The sequence below is a fragment of the Streptomyces sp. NPDC102514 genome, from assembly GCF_055584525.1.
In genome coordinates this window covers 88,704-110,794 of the sequence record NZ_JBVJLW010000011.1, presented here as the reverse complement: position 1 = coordinate 110,794, position 22,091 = coordinate 88,704, and the positions used below count along the sequence as shown (strand labels likewise).

Annotated in this window: 2 protein-coding genes and 1 pseudogene; all 3 read right to left on the bottom strand. The window is 71.7% G+C overall.

Annotated features, from left to right (window positions below):
- Nucleotides 1–103 precede the first annotated feature (103 nt).
- Nucleotides 104–10,096, bottom strand: coding sequence for an SDR family NAD(P)-dependent oxidoreductase (locus ACZ60E_RS26575; RefSeq protein ID WP_469443917.1), 9,993 nt, complete (start codon nt 10,094–10,096; stop codon nt 104–106).
- A gap of 130 nt (nt 10,097–10,226) precedes the next feature.
- On the bottom strand, nt 10,227–11,162 hold the full coding sequence (locus ACZ60E_RS26570; protein ID WP_469443916.1) for a proline iminopeptidase-family hydrolase: 936 nt from the start codon (nt 11,160–11,162) through the stop codon (nt 10,227–10,229).
- 99 nt (nt 11,163–11,261) lie between these two features.
- A pseudogene (locus ACZ60E_RS26565) lies at nt 11,262–22,067 on the bottom strand (SDR family NAD(P)-dependent oxidoreductase); the annotation flags it as partial.
- Nucleotides 22,068–22,091: the final 24 nt, after the last annotated feature.

Here is a 22,091-nt window from a genome sequence, read left to right as displayed (position 1 = left end):
GTTCCCCTTTTTCGGTGGTGGTTCCGGTCCGTCGAGGGTCTGCCGCGAGGACCGGGTGTCCGGGACGGGACCAGCGGGGTGTCGCGGAGGTCCGCGACACCTCCTAGGTCCGTGCGTCCAGCTCGTCGTCCAGGACGTCGAACAGTTCGTCTGCCGAGAGCGAGTCCAGATCCGCGTCCTCGTTCCCGGCCGGCCGGTGGGTCTTGAGCCAGTCGGCTGTCAGGGCGCGCAGCCGGTCGGCCACGCGTCCGTAGGCTTCGGCGTCCGGTGTCGCCGCTGCCAGAACCTCCTCCAGGTGCGCCAGTTGCGCTTCCAGTGGTGCTCCGGCGGGTTCGGGGCCGTCGGTCAGCCGCGTGCGCAGCGCTTCGGCGACCGCGGTGGGCGTCGGGTGGTCGAACACCAGGGTGGCGGGCAGCTTCAGTCCGGTCGCCGCGCGCAGGCCGTTGCGCAGTTCCACGGCGGTGAGCGAGTCGAAGCCGAGGTCCTTGAACGCCCGGTCGGGGCGGACCGCGTCGGTGTCGGAGTGGCCGAGCACCGCCGCGACCTGGGTGCGTACGAGGTCCACCAGGAGGCGGTCCCGTTCGTTGTCGTCCGTCTGGGCGGCCAGCCTGCGCCGCAGTTCGACGCCGTCGTCCGCGATCCGGTCGCCCGCGCGGCGGCGCTGGGCACGCACCAGGCCGCGCAGCAGTGCGGGGATCCGGTCGGTGTCCCGGCCCCGCAGGGTGCCCGTGTCCAGGCTGAACGGCGCCGGCGCTGGTTCGTTCGTGCGCAACGCGTCGTCCAGGAGCGCGAGGCCCTCCACCGGTGAGAGTGCGGGCAGGCCCATGCGCCGCATGCGGTGCAGATCGGCCCCGTCCAGCTCTCCGAGTCCGGTCCTGGCCTCCCACAGTCCGAAGGCCAGTGAGGTCGCGGGCAGGCCGGCCCGTCGGCGGTGGTGGGCGAGCGCGTCCAGGAACACGTTGGCCGCGGCGTAGTTGCCCTGGCCGGCCGCCAGCAGGGAGCCGCCGAGCGAGGAGAAGAGCACGAATGCCGTCAGTTCGCGGTCGGCCGTCAGCTCGTGGAGGTTCCACGCACCGTCCACCTTGGGCCGCAGGACCGTCGACACACGTTCCGGTGTCAGGCCCCGGACCAGGCCGTTGTCCACGACACCGGCCGCGTGCACGACCGCGTCCACCGGATGCCGGGCCAGCACGGCGGCGAGCGCGGTCCGGTCGGCCACGTCGCACGCCTCGATGTCGACCCGCGCTCCGTGGGCCGCCAGTTCGGTGCGCAGTTCCGCCGCGCCGAGCGCGCTCTCGCCGCGGCGGCTGGTCAGGACCAGTCGCCGTACGCCGTGCGTCGTCACCAGGTGCCGGGCGACCAGGGCGCCGAGGCCGCTGGTGCCGCCCGTGATCAGGACCGTCCCCGCCGGGTTCCAGGGGTCCTTCGCACCGTCGAGCGCCGCGGCGGGAACGCGGGCGAACCTCGGGACGAGCAGTTCGCCGCCCCTGACCGCGATCTCGGGCTCGTCCACGAGGGGCGGCGGGCCGGCTGCGTCGTCGAGGTCGACCAGGACGAACCGGCCGGGGTTCTCCGCCGCCGCGGCCCGGACCAGGCCCCACACGGGTGCCTGCCCCAGATCGACGTCCGTGCCTCCGGCCGGCACCGCGTACCGGGTGACGACCGCGAGTTTCCTCTCGCCGGTGTTCTCCTCGGTGAGCCACCCCTGGAGCCGCGCCAGCACCGCGTCGGTGGTCGCGCGGACCGCCTCGGGTGTGTCGCCGTCGGCGCGCGGCACCTCGTACACCACGACGGGCGTCCGTGGTGCGGGGCCGGCGGGGGTCTTGGTCCAGGTCAGGGTGAACAGCGACTCGCGGTGCTCGCCGCCGGCCCGCAGCTGCTCGACCGAGACGGTGCGTGCGGCGAGGGTCTCGACGGACAGGACGGGCGCTCCGCTCCCGTCGGCGACCAGTACCGTCGAGCCGTCCTCCCCGGCGCCGCGCGCGAGCCGTACGCGCAGTGCCGAGGCACCGGCCCGGTGGAGCGTGACGCCGTTCCAGGAGAAGGGCAGTTCGGGTGCCTCGTCCTCGCCGTCCTCGATCAGGCCGACGTGCATGGCCGCGTCCAGCAGCGCCGGGTGCAGGCCGAACCGGGCCGCGTCCGCCCCCTCCGGGAGCGCGACCTCGGCGAACACCTCGTCGGCGCCGCGCCGCCAGGCGGCCTTCAGCCCCTGGAAGACCGGCCCGTAGTCGTATCCCCGGGCGAGCAGCCGTTCGTAGGCGCCCTCCACCGGGAGCGGCGTCGCGCCCTGCGGTGGCCACTCGGTGAGGTCGCCCGACGGTGCTGCGCCGGACGGGACGATCCCGCCGGTCGCGTTGCGGATCCACGTCTCCTCGTCGGAGGACGAGTAGATCTCGACGGTACGCGCCCCGGAGTCGTCCGGGCCGCCGACGACCACCCGTACCGAGACGCCGCCCTTCTCCGGGACGACGAGGGGCGCTTCCAGGGTCAGCTCGTCGATGGCCGGGCAGTCCACCTGGTCCGCGGCCTGCAGCGCCAGTTCGACCAGGCCGGTGCCGGGCAGCAGCAGGGTGCCCAGCACGTCGTGGTCGGCGAGCCAGGGGTGGGAGTCGAGGGAGAGCTGTCCGGTGAACACGGCACCGCCGGTGTCCGGCAGCGCGACCATCGCGGTCAGCAGCGGGTGCTCGACCAGGTCGAGTCCGGCCACTGCCCCGGCCTCCGCGCCCACCCAGTACCGTGCGCGCTGGAAGGGGTAGGTGGGCAGATCGACGCGTCGCGCGCCGCGCCCGGCGAGGGCGGCGCTCCAATCGACCTGCACCCCTTCGGCGTACAGGCGTCCGACGCCGGCGAACAGGCTCGCCGTCTCGGGGCGGTCGCGGCGCAGCGTGGCCACCGCGGTCCCCTCGGTGCTCTGCTCCGTCATCGCGGTCAGGACGCCGTCCGGGCCGATCTCCAGGAAGCGCCGCACGCCGTCGTCGTGCAGCCGGCGCAGGTCGTCGGCGAAGCGGACCGAGTCACGGACGTGCCCCACCCAGTACGCGGCCGTCGTCATGTCCTTGACCAGGCGGATCCTCGGCTGGTGGTAGGTGACGCTCTCGGCGACCGTGCGGAAGTCCGCCAGCATCGGGTCCATCAGCGGCGAGTGGAAGGCGTGCGAGACGGAGAGTCTGCTGGTCTTGCGGTCGGTGAAGTGGCCGGCGATCGCCGTCACCGCGTCCTCGGTGCCCGAGACGACCACCGAGGTGGAGCCGTTGACGGCGGCGATGCCCGCCTCGGCGGTGAGCCACGGGGTGACCTCCTCCTCCGTGGCCCGGATCGCCAGCATCGCCCCGCCGGGCGGCAGCGCCTGCATCAGCCGGCCCCGTTCCACCACCAGGCGTGCCGCGTCGTCGAGGTCGAAGACCCCTGCCACGTGGGCCGCCGCCAGCTCGCCGATGGAGTGTCCGGCCAGGAAGTCGGGCCTGATGCCCCAGGACTCCACCAGCCGGAAGAGGGCCACCTCCAGGGAGAAGATCGCGGGCTGGGTGAACTCGGTGCGGCGCAGGGCCTCCTCGTCACCCCACATGACGTCCTTGAGCGGGAGCCCCGTCGCGTCGCACACCTCGTCGAACGCCGCCGCGAAGACGGGGAAGACCTCATGCAACTCCCGGCCCATGCCGAGGCGTTGGCTGCCCTGGCCGGTGAACAGGAACGCCACCTTGCCGTCGCTGCCCGCGCCGGTGACGGTCTCCGGGCCCAGCAGCACCGCCCGGTGTTCGAGGTCAGCGCGCCCCGTGGCCGCCGAGAACGCCACGTCGAGCGGGTCGTGGTCCGCTGCGAACGCGGCGATCCGCTCGATCTGGGCGCGCAGTGCCTCGGGTGTCCTGGCCGATACGGCGATCGGCGTGACGGGCAGTTCGCGGCGTTCCGCGGGCTCGTCCTCGGCCGGCGGTGCCGACTCGATGATCACGTGGGCGTTGGTGCCGCTGATCCCGAACGAGGACACACCCGCGCGACGCGGGCGGCCGTCGTCGGGCCACTCCTGTGCCTGCGTCAGGAGCCGGACGTCGCCCGCCTCCCAGTCCACCTGCCGGGTCGGCTCCTGGACGTGCAGGGTCCTGGGCAGCTTCGCGTGCCGCATGCCCTGCACCATCTTGATGATGCCCGCCACACCGGCCGCCGCCTGGGTGTGCCCCAGGTTCGACTTGACCGAGCCGAGCCACAGCGGCCGGCCTTCGGGGCGGTCCTGCCCGTACGTGGCGAGCAGGGCCTGGGCCTCGATCGGATCACCCAGCGTCGTGCCCGTGCCGTGTGCCTCGACGGCGTCGACGTCGGCCGCCGGCAGGCCGGCGTTGGCCAGCGCCTGGCGGATGACCCGCTGCTGCGAGGGCCCGTTGGGCGCGGTGATGCCGTTGCTGGCGCCGTCCTGGTTGACGGCACTGCTTCGGACCACCGCCAGCACGGGGTGCCCGAGGCGGCGCGCCTCCGACAGCCGCTCGACCACGAGGATGCCGGCTCCCTCGCCCCAGGAGGTGCCGTCGGTGGTGGACGAGAAGGACTTGGAGCGGCCGTCGGCGGACAGGCCGCGCTGCTCACTGAAGTCGATGAACGTCTGCGGGGTCGCCATGACGGTCACACCGCCGACCAGGGCGAGGGAGCACTCCCCCGACCGCAGCGCCTGCGCCGCCCAGTGCAGGGCCACCAGCGACGACGAGCAGGCCGTGTCCACGGTCACCGCGGGCCCTTCGAGGCCGAGGGTGTAGGCGACGCGACCGGTGACGAGGCTGCCGCCGCCGGTACCGCCGGCGTAGTCGTAGTACATGACGCCCGCGAACACCCCGGTGGGGCTGCCCTTCAGCGTGGTGGGGTCGATGCCGCCCCGCTCCAGCGCCTCCCAGGACACTTCCAGGAGCAGGCGCTGCTGGGGGTCCATGTCGCGGGCCTCGCGCGGGCTGATGCCGAAGAAGTCCGGGTCGAACCCGGCGGCGTCGTGCAGGAAGCCGCCCTCGCGCACATAGGTCTTGCCGGGCTTGCCCGGTTCGGGGTCGTAGATGCCGTCGACGTCCCAGCCGCGGTCGTCCGGGAACTCCGATATCGCGTCGACGCCCTCGTCGACCAGCCGCCAGAGACCTTCGGGCGAGTCCACGCCGCCCGGGAAACGGCAGGCCATGGCGACGATGGCGATCGGCTCGTCGTCCACGGCGGTCCCGGTGGAGGTGACGGATGTGTCCGGCACCGCCCCGGACAGCTCGTCGAGGAGGTGCTGTGCCAGGTCGACGGGGGTCGGGTAGTCGAAGACGAGGGTGGCGGGCAGTCGCAGTCCGGTGACGGAGCTCAGCAGGTTCCGCAGTTCGATGGCGGTGAGAGAGTCGAACCCGAGGTCGCGGAAGGTCCGGTCGGGGTCGACGGCGTCGGCGCCGGCGTGGCGCAGGACGGCGGCGCCCTGGGAGCGGACGATGCCGGTGAGTTCGGCGATCCGCTCCTCGTCGGTGAGTTCGGCCAGCCGCCGCAGCAGGAGGTCGGCCGCGGGCGCGCCGTCGGCCAGGACGCGGCGCGGTCGGCCGCGGACGATGCCGCGCAGGAGCGGCGGGGGCGTGTCGAAGGCCGCCGGGTCGAACCGGACGGGCACCAGTGCGGGTTCGGCGGCGGCGGTGGCGGCGTCGAGCAGCGCGAGGCCCTCCGCCGGCGCCAGGGTGATCATGCCGCCCTGGTCGAGGCCGTCCGCCATGCCTTCTCCGGCCCACGGGCCCCAGGCCAGTGACAGCGCGGGGAGTCCTTCGGCGTGCCGGTGGCGCGCGAGCGTGTCGAGGAAGGCGTTGCCCGCGCCGTAGTTGCCCTGCCCTGGTGAACCGAGGACGCCGGCGACGGACGAGAAGAGGACGAACGCGGTCAGGTCCAGGTCGCGGGTGAGTTCGTGGAGGTGCCACGCCGCGTCCGCCTTGGGGCTCAGGACCCGGTCGACGCGCTCGGGGGTCAGCGAGGGGATCACACCGTCGTCGAGTACACCGGCCGCGTGTACGACCCCGCCGACGGCCCGTCCTTCGAGCAGTGCGGCCAGGGCGTCGCGGTCCGCCGCGTCGCAGGCGGCCACCTCGGCCTCGGCACCCGCCGCGGCGAGTTCCGCGACGAGTTCGGCGGCTCCCGGGGCCTCGGGACCCCGGCGGCCGACGAGCAGCAGTCGCCGCACTCCGTGCCGGGTGACGAGGTGGCGGGCGACGGCGGCGCCGAGAGCGCCGGTCCCACCGGTGATCAGGACGGTGCGTCCGGTGTCCCAGCCCGTGGTGTCGCGGCCCGTGGTGTCCTCACCGGAGACGTCCTCGCCGGGGACGTGCCTGCCGGGTGTGGCCGTGCCGAGGGGCGCGCGGGCCAGCCGCGGTACCAGTGTCTCGCCGCCCCGCACGCGCAGTTCGGGCTCGCCGTACCCGACGAGGGCGGACGGTTCGACGGGGGCGTCGGTGTCCACCAGGACGAAACGGCCGGGGTTCTCCGCCTCGGCGGCCCGTACGAGACCCCGGGCGGCCGCGTGGCCGAGGTCGGAGGCGTCGGTGACGACGACAAGGACGGCGTCGCCGTCGAGCGCGTGCTGTACGGCCTCCAGCACGGCGGCGGTCACCGCGTGTACCGCGCGGAGTGTGTCGCCGGACGTCGGCGGGCAGTGGTGGACGGCCACTTCCAGGGCGTCGTCCGAGGTGTGTGCGGCTGTGGCCGGGACCCAGTCCACACGGAACAGGGCGTCCGCGACCCGGGCGTGGGCCGTCGCCACATCCTCGGCGGTGAAGGGACGCAGCGCCACCGACCCGACCGACGCGACGGGGCGTCCGGTGACGTCGGTCAGCTCCAGCGCCACCGACCCGTCGCCGCGGATGTCCAGTCGGACCCGCGCGGTCGTGGCGCCCTCGGCGTGCAGGGTGACGTCCGACCACGCGAACGGCAGCAGTGAGGCGTCCTGGTCCAGCAGGTCGAGCGCGTGCAGCGCCGAGTCGAGCAGGGCCGGGTGGAGACCGAACCGCCCGGCGTCGACGCCCTCCGGGAGAGCGACCTCGGCGAAGACGTCGTCACCGCGTCGCCATGCGGAGCGCAGTCCGTGGAACGCCGGACCGTATTCCAGCCGCTCGTAGAGCCCTTCGGCCGCGAGCGGCTCGGCGTCGCGCGGCGGCCACACGGCCGGTCCCGTGGGCGGTACGCCGGTGTCCGGGACCAGGGTGCCTTCGGCGTGCTGGACCCATTCACGGTCGAGCGGGGCGTCGTCGGCGCGGGAGTACACGCTCACCGGGCGGCGTCCCGAGGCGTCGGGTGCCTCGACGGCGACCTGGATGTGGACGCCGCCGTGTTCGGGCAGGATCAGTGGCACGCCCAGGGCGAGGTCCTCGATCCGGCGGCATCCCACCTGGTCACCGGCGCGTACGGCGAGGTCGACGTACGCGGTGCCGGGCAGCAGGACGGAGCCGGCCACGGTGTGGTCGGCCAGCCAGGGGTGGGCTCCGGTGGACAGCCGTCCGGTGAACACCACGCCGTCGGTACCGGGCAGTTGCACCATCGCGCCGAGCAGCGGGTGGTCGGGCCGGCCCAGACCGGCGGACGTGACGTCCCCGCCGAGGCCACGCTTGTCGAGCCAGTAGCGGGCGCGCTGGAAGGGGTAGGTGGGCAGGTCGGTGCGTCGGGCACCGCGTCCGTCGAACACGGCCGTCCAGTCGACGCGCAGGCCCGAGGTGTGCAGGCGGCCCAGTGCGGTGAGGGCGGCGACCGGCTCGGGCTCGCGGCGGCGCAGGGCCGGGACGAGTACAGCGGTCTCGGCGGTGCCGGTGAGGCAGGGGCGGGCCATGGCGGTCAGGACGCCGTCGGGTCCCAGTTCCAGGTAACGGGTGACTCCTTCGGCCTCCAGCCGGGTCACCGCGTCGGCGAACCGCACCGCCTCCCGCACGTGCCGCACCCAGTGGTCCGGGTCGGTCACCTCGCCCGTGGTGACGACCGGCACCCGCGGCTCGGCGTAGGTCACGCTCCGCGCGACCCGGCGGAAGTCCTCCAGCATCGGGTCCATCAGCGGTGAGTGGAACGCGTGGGACACCTTCAGCTTGTTCGTCCTGCGTTCGCCCAGCCGCCGTACGGCGGCGCTGACGGCGTCCTCGGTGCCGGAGAGCACCACGGAGGTCGGGCCGTTGACCGCGGCGAGGCCGACCCCCTCCCCGAGCAGCGGGACGATCTCCTCCTCGGTGGCCTCGACGGCCACCATCGCACCGCCGGGCGGCAGTGCTCCCATCAGCCGGCCCCTTGCCGTGACGAGTGCGGCGGCGTCCGGCAGCGAGAACACTCCGGCGACGTGCGCGGCGGCCAGTTCACCGATCGAGTGACCGGCCACGTAGTCGGGGCGCACACCCCAGGACTCGTACAGCCGGAACAGCGCCACCTGTACGGCGAAGATCGCCGGTTGCGTGAACTCCGTACGGCCGAGGGCCTCTTCGTCGCCCCACATCACCTCACGCACGGCGGGGTCGAGCTCCGCGCACACCTCGTCGAAGGCGTGCGCGAACACCGGGAACGCGTCGTACAGTTCACGGCCCATCCCGAGTCGTTGGCTGCCCTGTCCGGTGAAGAGGAACGCCGTCAGCCCGGTCGGCCGCGCGGCGGCGTCCAAGGGGGTGTCCCGGGCCAGCGCGTCCAGTCCGTCGAGGATCTCCGTACGGTCGCGGCCGACGACGACGGCGCGGCGGCCCAGCCCTGCGCGGCCGGCGGCCAGGGTGAAGCCCACGTCCACGGGGTCCGAACCGGGGTCGGTCCTCAGGTGGTCGGCGAGCTGCCTGGCCTGGGCGCGCAGGGCGGGTTCGGTCCTGGCGGAGAGCGGCAGCGGCACGGGCGCGCCGGAGGAGGGGCGGGGCGCCGCGGGCTCGGGCGCGGAATCCCCCTGCTCGATGATCACGTGGGCGTTGGTGCCGCTGACGCCGAACGAGGAGACGGCGGCGCGGCGCGGACGGCCGGTGTCGGGCCAGGTCCGGGCCTCGGTGAGGAGGCGGACCCGGCCGGCTTCCCAGTCCACCTGCGGCGACGCCTCGTCGACGTGCAGTGTCCTCGGCAGCGTGCCGTGCCGGATGGCCTCGACCATCTTGATGATGCCGGCGACTCCGGCGGCGGCCTGGGCGTGGCCGATGTTCGACTTGATCGACCCCAGCCACAGTGGCTGCGCGCGGTCCTGGCCGTACGTGGCCAGCAGTGCCTGCGCCTCGATGGGGTCGCCGAGCGAGGTGCCGGTGCCGTGGCCCTCCATGGCGTCGATGTCGGCGGGCGTCAGTCCGGCCGCGGTGAGCGCCTGCTGGATCACACGGCGCTGGGAGGGGCCGTTGGGGGCGCTGAAGCCGTTGGACGCCCCGTCCTGGTTGACCGCGGTGCCGCGTACGACGGCCAGTACGGGGTGTCCGTTGCGGCGGGCGTCGGACAGTTTCTCCAGCAGCAGGACGCCCGCGCCCTCGCCCCAGCCGGTGCCGTCGGCGGAGGCGGCGAAGGAGCGGCAGCGGCCGTCGGGCGAGAGTCCGCGCTGTTCGCTGAACTCGATGAACGTCTCGGGCGTGGCCATGACGCTGACTCCGCCGGCCAGCGCGAGGGTGCACTCCCCCGACCGCAGGGACTGTGACGCCCACTGGAGTGCCACGAGCGACGAGGAGCAGGCCGTGTCGACGGTGACCGCCGGGCCTTCCAGGCCGAGGGTGTAGGCGACGCGGCCGGAGACGAGGCTGCCGTCGCTGCTGGTGATGCCGTAGTCGTGGTACATCGCGCCGGCGAACACACCGGTGCGGCTGCCGCGCAGCGACAGCGGGTCCAGGCCGGCGCGCTCCATCGCCTCCCAGGTGATCTCCAGCAGAAGCCGCTGCTGGGGGTCCATGGTGAGCGCCTCGCGCGGGCTGACACCGAAGAACTCGGGGTCGAACAGGGCGGCTTCGCGCAGGAATCCGCCGTGCCGGACGTAGCTCTTGCCGGGCTTCCCGGGCTCCGGGTCGTACAGGGCGCTCAGGTCCCAGCCCCGGTCGTCGGGGAAGGGGCCGATGGCGTCACGGCCCTCGTCGACCAGCGCCCACAGTTCTTCCGGGGTTCCGACTCCGCCGGGAAAGCGGCAGGCCATGGAGACGATCGCGATGGGCTCGGCGGCCTCGTCCGCGACGGCGCGCAGGTTGTCGTTGTCCTGCCGCAGCCGCTCGTTCTCGACGAGCGAACCGCGGAGCGCCTCTACGATCTCCTCGACGTTGGCATCCATCGCCGTCTCAGCCCCCGCTCACGGTGGTGGTGCGCGGGCCGGCCGCGTGGACCGATTCGAGGAACGTGCCGAGCAGTTCGTAGAACCGTTCGGGTTCCTCGAAGTGCGGGTTGTGGCTGGACTCCTCAAGGATCTCCCAGCGGGCGTTCGGGATGAGTTCCTCGAAGGGGCGCACGGTGGTCGGGGTGGCCTCGTCGTGGCGGCCCGACAGGACGAGGGTGGGTACCTCGATGTCGGGCAGGCAGTCGATCACCGACCAGTCGCGCAGGCTGCCGATGACGTGGAACTCGTTGGGGCCGTTCATCGTGTGGTAGACCGTGGGGTCGGAGACGGCCTCGATGTACGAGGCCATGATGTCGCCCGGCCACGGATCGATACGGCAGACGTGCCTGCCGTAGAAGACCATCATCGCCTCGATGTACTCGTCGCTGTCGGTGGTGCCGGCGGCCTCGTGCCGTCGCAGCGTCTCGTCCACGCCCGGCGGCAGCTGGGAGCGCAGCACGTCCATCTCGGAGAGCCACAGCTTGTACGAGGCCGGAGAGTTGGCGATGACCAGTCCGCGCAGTCCGGCGGGGCGGCCCGAGGCGTACCAGGCGGACAGCATGCCGCCCCACGACTGCCCGAACAGGATGTAGTCGCCGGCGATGCCGAGCCGGGTCACCAGGTTCTCCAGCTCGTCCCGGAACAGCTGGGGCGTCCAGAAGCCGGGGTCGGCGTCCGGCAGGTGGGTGGAGCCGCCGTTGCCGATCTGGTCGTAGTGCACCACGGGCCAGCCCTGTTCGGCGAAGGCGGACAGGCCCAGCAGGTAGTCGTGGGTGGAGCCGGGGCCCCCGTGCACGACGACGAGCGCGGGGCGGCCCGATCCCGGCCGGCCGGTTATGCGGTACCAGGTCTTGTACTCCCGGAAGGGAACGGTCCCCTTGGCCGTGGGCGTGGACGCCATCATTCTCAACCACCTGTGTTCGGGTCGTTCTCGCCTGTGGTGCCGCGTCCCCCGCACGCGGCGTGCATTTCCCGGGGGTACGCCGGTGCCGCCCGGGGCTCAGCCGGGCGTCACCAGCCACTCCTCGATGGCCCGGGCGGTCCGCGGAGCGTGTTCCTGCCCGAGCGTGAAGTGGTGTCCTTCCACGGTGCGCAGGGTGTGCTCGGGATCCCACGGCCGGGCCAGCATCTGCGCCGGGTCGACTCCCTCGGGCGGTGCGACGAAGGGCTCCGACGCCTGTACGAACAGGGTCGGTACGGTCAGCCGTACGGGTTCGAAGCCTTCGAGCACCTTGAAGTAGTGCGGCATCGCCGACAGCCGTGAGGCGTCGTAGCGGCCGAACGCGGACTCCATCTCCAGCACCTCGCCCATGAGGCGGCCGAATCCGACGTCCATCGCCGTGTCCTCGACACGGAAGGTGTCGATGAGGACCAGCGCGGCGGGCGGGACGCCGACCGTCTGCTCCAGGTGCTGGGCGAGGACGTGAGCGATGAGGCCGCCGGAGGAGTAGCCGAGGAGAGCGAAGGGCTCGCCCTGCGCGGCCTCCAGTACGGCCTCACCCAGTACGCGGGTCAGCGCCTCGGTGGAGTCGGGAAGCGCCTCGCCGCGCTGGAAGCCGGGCAGCGGCAGCGCCGACACATGCCGGATGTCCCTGAACTCGGCCCCCAGTCGGGCGTGCTGGTGCACACCGCCGCCCGCCATGGGCGTGGCCAGGCAGATCAGCCGGGGGCGTTGCGGGCCGTCGGCCAGTTGCACCGTCCTCGGGACGTGGCCGAGGTCCGCGGACGAGCTGAACCGGGGTCGCAGCGCCGCGACCGCCGACAGCAGTGTCAGTGCTCCCTCGCTGTCGTCGGCCCGGACCGCCCGCCGGAACAGTTCGGTGACGGTCTCGTCCTCGTCCGAGGAGGGCGCGGTGGAGGAGTCGGTGGCGAGGGCGGGCCCCGACACCAGTTCCTCCGTGACGACCCGGACCAGACCGGCCGGATTCTTGTTGTCGAACACGGCCATCGTGGGCAGCTTCAGTCCGGTGGCGGCGTTCAGCGCGGTACGCAGCTCCATCGCGGAGAGCGAGTCGAACCCGGACTCCAGGAAATCGCGGTCGGGGTCCACCGCCTCGGCGGTGTCGTGTCCGAGCACGGCGGCGGCGATGCCCAGCACCAGGTCGCGCAACTCGTCCTCCCACCGGTCGGCCGGCAGGGTCGCCAGCCGGCGCCGCAGCGCCTCGGGGTCCGCGGTGGCCGTGCCGGCCCCCGCCGCACCGCGCCGCGTGAGCGGGGCCAGGCCGCGCAGCAGCACGGGGGGCACGCCGCCGGTCCCGCTGCGCAGCACCCGCAGGTCCAGTCCCATCGGCACCAGCACCGGCTCGGGACGAGCTGTCGCGGTGTCGAACAGGGCGAGGCCGTCGACCGGGGCCAGTGCGGGGGTGCCCTGGCGGCGCATCCGGCGGAGGTCGACCTCGCTGAGGCCGCCCCCCATTCCGCCGCCGTCCCACAGCCCCCAGGCCAGTGACTGCGCGGGCAGTCCCTCGGTTCGGCGCAGCTCGGCGAGGGCGTCGAGGAAGGTGTTGGCGGCGGCGTAGTTGCCCTGGCCGGGCGCACCGAGGACACCCGCCGCCGACGAGAACAGCACGAACGCGCCGAGGTCCTGGTCGCGGGTGAGGTCGTGCAGGTTGAGCGCCCCGTCCACCTTGGGACGCAGAACCTGGTCGAAGCCGTGCGGCGTCAGGTTGGCGATCATGCCGTCGGCCAGCACACCGGCCGTGTGCACGACCGCGCCGAGCCGCCGATCCGTCAGCAGCGCCCGCAGGGCGTCCCGGTCCGCGACGTCGCAGGCCGCGATCTCGACCGTCGCGCCGAGGCCGGTCAGCTCCTGACGGAACTCGGCGGCGCCCGGCGCGTCCATGCCGCGGCGGCTGGTCAGCAGCAGGTCACGGACGCCGTGTTCGACGATCAGGTGCCGGGCGACGAGCGCCCCGAGACCTCCGGTGCCACCGGTGATCAGTACGGTGCCGTCACCGGCCCACGGGGACCGGTCCGTCTCGGGGGCCGCCGGGGTGCGGGCGAGACGGGGCACCATGAGGTCGCCGTCCAGAGCACGCAGTTCGGGCTCGCCGGAGGCGACGGCGCGGGCGATCGTCTGCGGGTCGTCGCTGTCCGTCTCCAGCAGCGCGAAGCGCTCGGGGTCCTCGGACCGGGCGGCGCGCACCAGGCCCCACGCCGCGGCGTGGGCGAGGTCGTCGCGACGGGTGACCACCATGAGCCTGCGGTCGGCGAACCGTTCGTCCGCGAGCCAGGCCTGGAGGGCTCCGAGCGTGTGGCCGGTGACGGTTCTGACGTCGGCGGCGATGTCACCCGTACCGGCGGGAAGGGTCAGCGCGACCGTCGGGGGGACCTGGCCGGAGAGCTCCGACAGGCCGGTCACCGTCACGCAGTGCGCGTCGGCGGTGGCAGCACCGGCGGGCGTCCAGGCGATGTGGAAGAGCGAGTCGCCGGGAGCCGTGCGGGTGGGTGCGAGCTGCTCGGCCGACACCTCCCTGGTGACCAGCGACTCCACGGACGCGACAGGACGTCCCTGCGCGTCGACGGCGTGGATCTGCAGTTCGCCCTTCCCCTTGCGGACCAGCCGGACCCGCGCGGCCGTGGCGCCGGACGCGTGCACCCGGACGCCCTTCCAGGCGAACGGCAGGGCCGCGGTGTCGTCGTCGCCCGAGCCGAGCATGAGCGCGTGCAGCGCGGAGTCGAGCAGCGCCGGATGCAGGACGAAGGGCTCTGTTCCGGCCTCCTCCGCGAGCGTCACCTCGGCGAACGTCTCGTCGCCTGCCCGCCATGCCGCCTTGAGTCCCTGGAACACGGGGCCGTAGGTGAATCCGAAGTCCTGGAGGCGTTCGTACGCGCCGTCCACGGTGAGTCTCGTCGCCTCGGGCGGCGGCCACTGTGTCAGGTCGGGGACGGCCGGGGCGGCAGCCGCCTCGGGTGACAGCATGCCCTCGGCGTGCAGGGTCCAGGCCGTGTCCTCGTCGGCGGACTCGGCGCGCGAGTGCACGGTGAGGGGGCGCCCGCCCCCGTCGGCAGGTCCGTCCGCCGTCAGCCGCAGCCGTACGCCACCTGTCTCGGGCAGGACCAACGGTGCGTGCAGCGTCAGCTCGTCCAGGACACCGCAACCGAGCTGGTCGCCGACGCGCACGGCGAGTTCGACGAATGCCGTGCCGGGCAGCAGCGTCGCGCCGAAGACCGCGTGGTCGGCCAGCCATGGCTGGATGTCCGTCGACAGGCGTCCCGTGAACACCACCTTCTCCGAGCCCGGTACCGCGATCTCGGCGCTGAGCAGGGGGTGTTCGAGCGGGGTGAGTCCCATGGAGGCCGCGCTGCCACCGGTTCCCGCCGCCGCTCCCGACAGCCAGTAGCGCTTGCGCTGGAAGGGGTAGGTGGGCAGGTCGACGCGGTGGGCTCCACGGCCGGCGAAGACCGCGGCCCAGTCGGGAGAAGCACCGCTGACATGCAGCTGGCCCACGGCCGACAGCAGCGTGACCGCCTCGGGACGGTCGCGACGCAGGGTGGCCGTGGCCACCACCGCGTCATCGACGCTCTGCTGCACCATCGTCGTCAGGACGGCGTCCGGTCCGATCTCCAGGAACCGGCTCACACCCTCCTCACGCAACCGGCCCACATCATCGGCGAACCGCACCGCCTCACGCACATGCCGCACCCAGAACTCAGCCGACCCCACATCCTTCACCAGCCGAATCCGCGCCTCACCGAACGACACCGACTCCGCAACCCGCCGAAACTCCGCCAGCATCGGCTCCATCAACGGCGAATGAAACGCATGCGACACCTTCAAACGAGACGACTTACGCTCCCCGAACCGCCCCACCACCGCCGACACCGCAGCCTCAACACCCGAAACCACCACCGAGGAGGGCGTGTTGACGGCAGCGATCCCCACCTCGTCCGTGAGATACGGAGCAACCTCCGCCTCCGTCGCCTGCAGGGCCACCATCGCCCCACCCGACGGCAACCCCTGCATCAAACGACCCCGCGCCACAATCAGCCGCGCCGCATCACCCAGACTCAGAACACCCGCGACATGCGCCGCCGCCACCTCACCGATCGAATGACCCACCAAGAAGTCCGGAGTCACCCCCCACGACGCCACCAGACGGAACAACGCAACCTCAACAGCGAAAACCGCCGGCTGCGTGAACTCCGTACGATCCAGAGCCTCCCCCTCACCCCAGACCACCTCCTTCAACGGCAGCCCCACCGCCGCACACACCTCGTCAAAGGCATCCGCGAACACCGGAAACACCTCATACAACTCCCGCCCCATACCCAGCCGCTGACTCCCCTGCCCAGTGAACAGAAACGCCAACTTGCCCTCACGGCGCTTGCCGATGGAGAGGAAGGGCGAGGTCTGTCCTCCGGCCAGCGCGGTGAGGCCCGTGACCAGGTCCGGACCGTCCTCCGCCACGATCACCGCGCGGTGTTCGAGCAGTGCACGTCCCGTCGCCAACGACAGACCCACGTTCGCTGACGTAAGGTCCGGCCGCTCACTCAGGTGGGACAACAGCCGCTCGGCCTGCTCACGCAGCGCCTCCGGATCGCCGGCCGACAAGATCCACGGAACGGGGCCCGTGACCGTCGAGGCGGGCGGCACTTCCTCAGCGGCGTGCTGCGGCTCGTCGGGGGCGGGAGGTGCTTCTTCGATGATGACGTGGGCGTTGGTGCCGCTGATCCCGAAGGACGACACCGCGGCGCGACGCGGACGACCCTCAGCCGGCCACTCACGCGCCTCGGTCAACAGCCGGACGTCACCCGCCTCCCAGTCCACCTGCGGAGTCGGCTCATCCACATGCAACGTCCGCGGCATCAGACCATGCCGCATCGCCTCGATCACCTTGACGATGCCCGCGACACCGGCCGCAGCCTGTGTGTGACCCATGTTCGACTTGATCGAACCGAGCCACAACGGACGGCCTTCGGGGCGGTCCTGCCCGTACGTGGCCAACAGGGCCTGCGCCTCGATCGGATCACCCAGCGTCGTACCCGTGCCATGCCCTTCCACCACGTCCACATCGGCACCCGTCAGACCGGCGTTCGCCAGGGCCTGCCGGATCACCCGCTGCTGAGCGGGACCGTTGGGGGCGGTGAGGCCGTTGCTCGCGCCGTCCTGGTTGGTGGCCATGCCGCGGACCACCGCGAGCACCGGGTGACCATTGCGCCGGGCGTCCGACAGCCGCTCGACCAGGAGCATGCCCACACCCTCGGCCCAACCGGTGCCGTCGGCCGCAGACGCGTACGACTTGCACCGCCCGTCGGACGACAGTCCCCGCTGACGGCTGAACTCGATCAGTGTCTCGGGGGTGGCCATGACGGTGACGCCACCCGCGAGGGCAAGGGAGCACTCACCCGAACGCAGCGCCTGGATCGCCTGGTTGAGAGCGATCAACGACGACGAACACGCCGTGTCGACCGTGACCGCCGGGCCTTCGAGCCCCAGCGTGTACGACACCCGGCCAGAAGCGATCGCTCCCGTACTGCTGTTGTAGGCATAGTCGTGATACATCATTCCCGCGAACACACCCGTCGCGGAGCCCTTCAGCGTCGTCGGGTCGATCCCCGCACGCTCCAGCACCTCCCACGACGCCTCCAGCAACAACCGCTGCTGCGGATCGATGACCAGTGCCTCATTCGGCGCGATCCCGAAAAACGCGGGATCGAACTCCGCGGCGTCATACAAGAACCCACCCTCACGGGTGTACGTCTTGCCGGGCAACCCGGGCTCAGGATCATAGATACCCGCCTCGTCCCAGCCACGATCAGTGGGAAACCACGAAATGGCATCCCTCCCCTCGGCCACCAACCGCCACAACTCCTCCGGCGAAGCAGCACCGGGATAACGGCAACTCGCCGCCACGATCGCGATCGGCTCATCCGCAGCGGCACGCAAGGCACGGCGGTCCGTCGCGGTGGCCGCGCCCTGCTGCGGCACGGTCGCCGGTGCCAGTCCGTCGACGAGGTGCTCGGCCAGAATCCGGGCGTTCGGGTAGTCGAAGATCAGAGTGGGTGGCAGCCGCAGGCCCGTGACGGAGTTCAGCGTGTTACGGAACTCCACCGCACCGAGCGAGTCGAACCCGAGGTCCTTGAAGGCCCGCTCGGGCTCGATGACATCCGCGCCCGTATGCCCCAGCACGGCCGCCGCATGGGTGCGTACGAGCGTCAGAATCTCTTCAAGCCGTTGCCCGGCGGAGAGCCCGGCCAGCCGCTGTGCCAGCGCGCCCGTCTCGCCCTGGCCCTGCGCCGACACTGCACGCCGCACAGCCGCGCTGCGCACCAAACCGCTGAGCAGGGGCGGTACTTCCTCGCCCTCCAGTGTCCGGGCATCGAGGTTCATGGGCACAAGCACGGGTGCGGTCGACCCACTGGCCACGTCGAAGAGGTCGAGGCCCTGGTCGGGCGAGAGGCCCGCCATGCCGGCCCGTTTCAGCCGATCCCGGTCGCCTTCGACCAGTTCGCCGCCCATGCCCGACTCCGTCGCCCACAGACCCCAGGCGAGGGATTGGGCGGGCAGGCCCTGGGCCCGCCGGTGCGCGGCGAGCCCGTCGAGGAAGGCGTTGGCAGCCGCGTAGTTGCCCTGACCTGGCCCGCCCAGGACGCCGGCTGCGGAGGAGAACAGGGCGAACGCGGACAGGTCCATCTCCCGCGTCAACTCATGCAGATACCAGGCAGCATCCGCCTTGGGACGCAACACCCGCTCCAGACGCTCCGGCGTCAACGAGCCGATCAACCCGTCATCCAGCACACCCGCCGCATGCACGACACCACTCAGCGAGCGACCCTCCAACACACCCGCCAGCGCCTCACGATCCCCGACATCACACGCCGCGAACTCAACCCGCGCACCCAGCGCCGTCAACTCTTCAAGCAGTTCCACCGCACCCGGCGCATCCGCACCCCGCCGGCTCACCAGCAGCAACCGCTCCACTCCGTGCCGCGTCACCAGATGCCGGGCCACCAGCCCACCCAACGCACCCGACGCACCCGTCACCAACACCGACCCACCGAACACCGACGACGGCCCGGACCCCTCCGCCCCCGAACCCGTCACCGGTCGAAGGCGTGGCACGAGACACTTTCCGTCCCGGACCGCCACCTGCGGCTCCCCGGTCGCCAGAGCCAGCCCGACACCCGCCTCGATCCCCGCGACATCAACACCACCCGGAAGATCCACCAGCACAACACGCCCCGGATCCTCCGACTGCGCACTGCGCACCAGACCCCACACCGCAGCCCCGGTGAGATCAGTGACATCCTCACCCGCCACCGACACCGCACCCCGCGTCACCACCACCAGCGCGCCACTCTGCGACTGCAGCACCTCCAGCAGGGAACCCAACGCCGACAGCACACCCTCACCCTCGGCACGCCACACCTTCGCGCCGTCGACCACACCACCGCTGGAGGCAACCGGCGTCCACTCCACCCGATACAACGAATCGACCCGCGCCAGCGACTGCGCGGACAGCTCACGCAAAGTCAAGGCGCCCACGGACACCACCGGCCGGCCCGAACCGTCCGCCGCGTCCAACCGCACCTGGTCCGACCCCGACGACGCCACCCGCACCCGCAACGTGTCAGCGCCGGAAGCATGCAGCTCCACACCCGCCCACGAGAACGGCAACACCACACGATCCCCGTCCAACAACAACGGAATCGCATGCAGAGCCGAATCCAGCAGCGCAGGATGCAGACCGAACCGATCCACCGCCCCCGACAACGCCACCTCGGCAAACACCTCATCACCGAGCCGCCAAGCCGCCTTCAACCCCTGGAAGACCGGGCCGTAGGAGAGGCCAGCCTCGTCGAGCCGGCCGTAGAAGCCGTCCAGGTCGACCGCCTCGGCACCGGACGGCGGCCACTGGGTCAGGTCTTCCGCTTGGGCGCCTGATCCCGCGGCCAGCGTTCCCGCCGCGTGCCGCTCCCAAGCCGCGAACGGCTCGTCCTCGCCGCGGGCATACACCTCGAGCGAACGGCGGCCCGATCCGTCGTCGGCCCCGACGACCAGCTGAACGACCGTCGGAGACTGCCGGTCCAGCACCAGTGGGGCCTCGATCGTCAGCTCCTCGACACGGCCACAGCCCACCTCGTCGCCCGCGCGAACCGCCAACTCGACGAAGCCGGTGCCAGGGAAGAGGACGGCTCCGCTCACTGTGTGATCGGCGAGCCACGGTTGCGTACCCATCGACAGACGACCCGACAGCACCACCTGGTCCGTGCCCGCGACGGCTACCACACCGTCCAGCAGCGGGTGTCCGGACTCGTCCAGGACGCGCGCCGACTCCAGCCAGAACGGCTGTCGCTGGAAGGGGTAGGTGGGCAGGTCGACCCGCCGCGCGCCGCGTCCGCCGAGCACAGCCTCCCAGTCGACCCGGGCTCCCACGGTGAACAGCCGGCCGATGCCGGTGAACAGGCTCGCCACCTCAGGGCGGTCGCGGCGCAGGGTGGCCGCCACCGTCCCCTCGTCGTTCTGCTGCACCATCGCGGTGAGGACGGCGTCCGGTCCGATCTCCAGGAACCGGCTCACACCCTCCTCACGCAACCGGCCCACATCATCGGCGAACCGCACCGCCTCACGCACATGCCGCACCCAGAACTCAGCCGACCCCACATCCTTCACCAGCCGAATCCGCGCCTCGCCATACGACACCGACTCCACAACCCGCCGAAACTCCGCCAGCATCGGCTCCATCAACGGCGAATGAAACGCATGCGACACCTTCAAACGAGACGACTTACGCTCCCCAAACCGCCCCACCACAGCAGACACCACAGCCGCCACCGCAGCCTCAGCACCAGAAACCACCACCGACGAGGGCGTGTTGACGGCAGCGATCCCCACCTCGTCCGTGAGATACGGAGCAACCTCCTCCTCCGTCGCCTGCAGGGCCACCATTGCCCCACCCGACGGCAACCCCTGCATCAAACGACCCCGCGCCACGATCAACCGCGCCGCATCACCCAGACTCAGAACACCCGCGACATGCGCCGCCGCCACCTCACCGATCGAATGACCCACCAAGAAGTCCGGGGTCACCCCCCACGACGCCACCAGACGGAACAACGCAACCTCAACAGCGAAAACCGCCGGCTGCGTGAACTCCGTACGATCCAGAGCCTCCCCCTCACCCCAGACCACCTCCTTCAACGGCAGCCCCACCGCCGCACACACCTCGTCAAAGGCATCCGCGAACACCGGAAACACCTCATACAACTCACGGCCCATACCCAGCCGCTGACTCCCCTGCCCGGTGAACAGAAACGCCAACTTGCCCTCGGTGACCGTGCCGACCACGGTCTCGGACCCGACCAGCACCGCACGGTGTTCGAGAGCGGCGCGACCTGTGGCCGCGGAGTACGCCACGTCGAACTCGTCCGCGTCGACGGAAGTGAGCTGGTCGATCTGGGCCTGCAATGCCTCGCGCGTCCTGGCCGACACCACCAGCGGAACGGCAGGCAACTCGCGCCGTTCGACGGGCGTTTCCTCGATCGGCGGTGCTTCTTCGATGATGACGTGGGCGTTGGTTCCGCTGATCCCGAACGACGACACCGCCGCACGCCGCGGACGACCCTCAGCCGGCCACTCGCGTGCCTCGGTCAGCAGCCGGACGTCACCCGCCTCCCAGTCCACCTGCGGCGTCGGCTCATCCACATGCAACGTCCTCGGCATCACACCATGCCGCATCGCCTCGATCACCTTGACGATGGCCGCCACGCCGGCCGCGGCCTGGGTGTGACCGATGTTCGACTTGATCGAACCGAGCCACAGCGGACGGCCTTCGGGGCGGTCCTGCCCGTACGTGGCGAGCAGGGCCTGCGCCTCGATCGGATCACCCAGCGTCGTGCCCGTGCCATGACCCTCGACCATGTCGATCTGGTCCGCGGACAGACGCGCGTTGGCCAGGGCCTGGCGGATCACCCGTCGCTGGGAGGGGCCGTTGGGGGCGGTGAGGCCGTTGCTCGCGCCGTCCTGGTTGGTGGCCATGCCGCGGACCACCGCGAGCACCGGGTGACCATTGCGCCGGGCGTCCGACAGCCGCTCGACCAGGAGCATGCCCACCCCCTCGGCCCAGCCGGTGCCGTCGGCGGCGGCGGCGTACGACTTGCACCGGCCGTCCACCGACAAGCCGCGCTGGAGGCTCATCTCAACGAGTGTCTCGGGGGTGGCCATGACGGTGACGCCGCCCGCGAGGGCAAGGGAGCACTCACCCGAACGCAGCGCCTGGATCGCCTGGTTGAGGGCGATCAACGACGACGAACACGCCGTGTCGACAGTGACCGCCGGACCTTCGAGCCCCAGCGTGTACGACACCCGGCCCGAAGCGATCGCTCCCGTGCTGCTGTTGTACGCATAGTCGTGGTACATCATTCCCGCGAAGACGCCCGTCGCGGAGCCCTTCAGCGTCGTCGGGTCGATCCCCGCACGCTCCAGCACCTCCCACGACGCCTCCAGCAACAACCGCTGCTGCGGATCGATGACCAGTGCCTCATTCGGCGCGATCCCGAAAAACGCGGGATCGAACTCCGCAGCGTCATACAAGAACCCGCCCTCACGGGTGTACGTCTTGCCGGGCAACCCGGGCTCAGGATCATAGATACCCGCCTCGTCCCAGCCCCGATCGGTGGGAAACCACGAAATGGCATCCCTCCCCTCGGCCACCAACCGCCACAACTCCTCCGGCGAAGCAGCACCGGGATAACGGCAACTCGCCGCCACGATCGCGATCGGCTCATCCGCAGCGGCCCGCAAGGCACGGTTGCGCGTGCGGAGGTTCTCGGTCTCTTTGAGCGACGCGCGCAGCGCCGCGACGAGCTTCTGGTCGGTGTCGGGCAT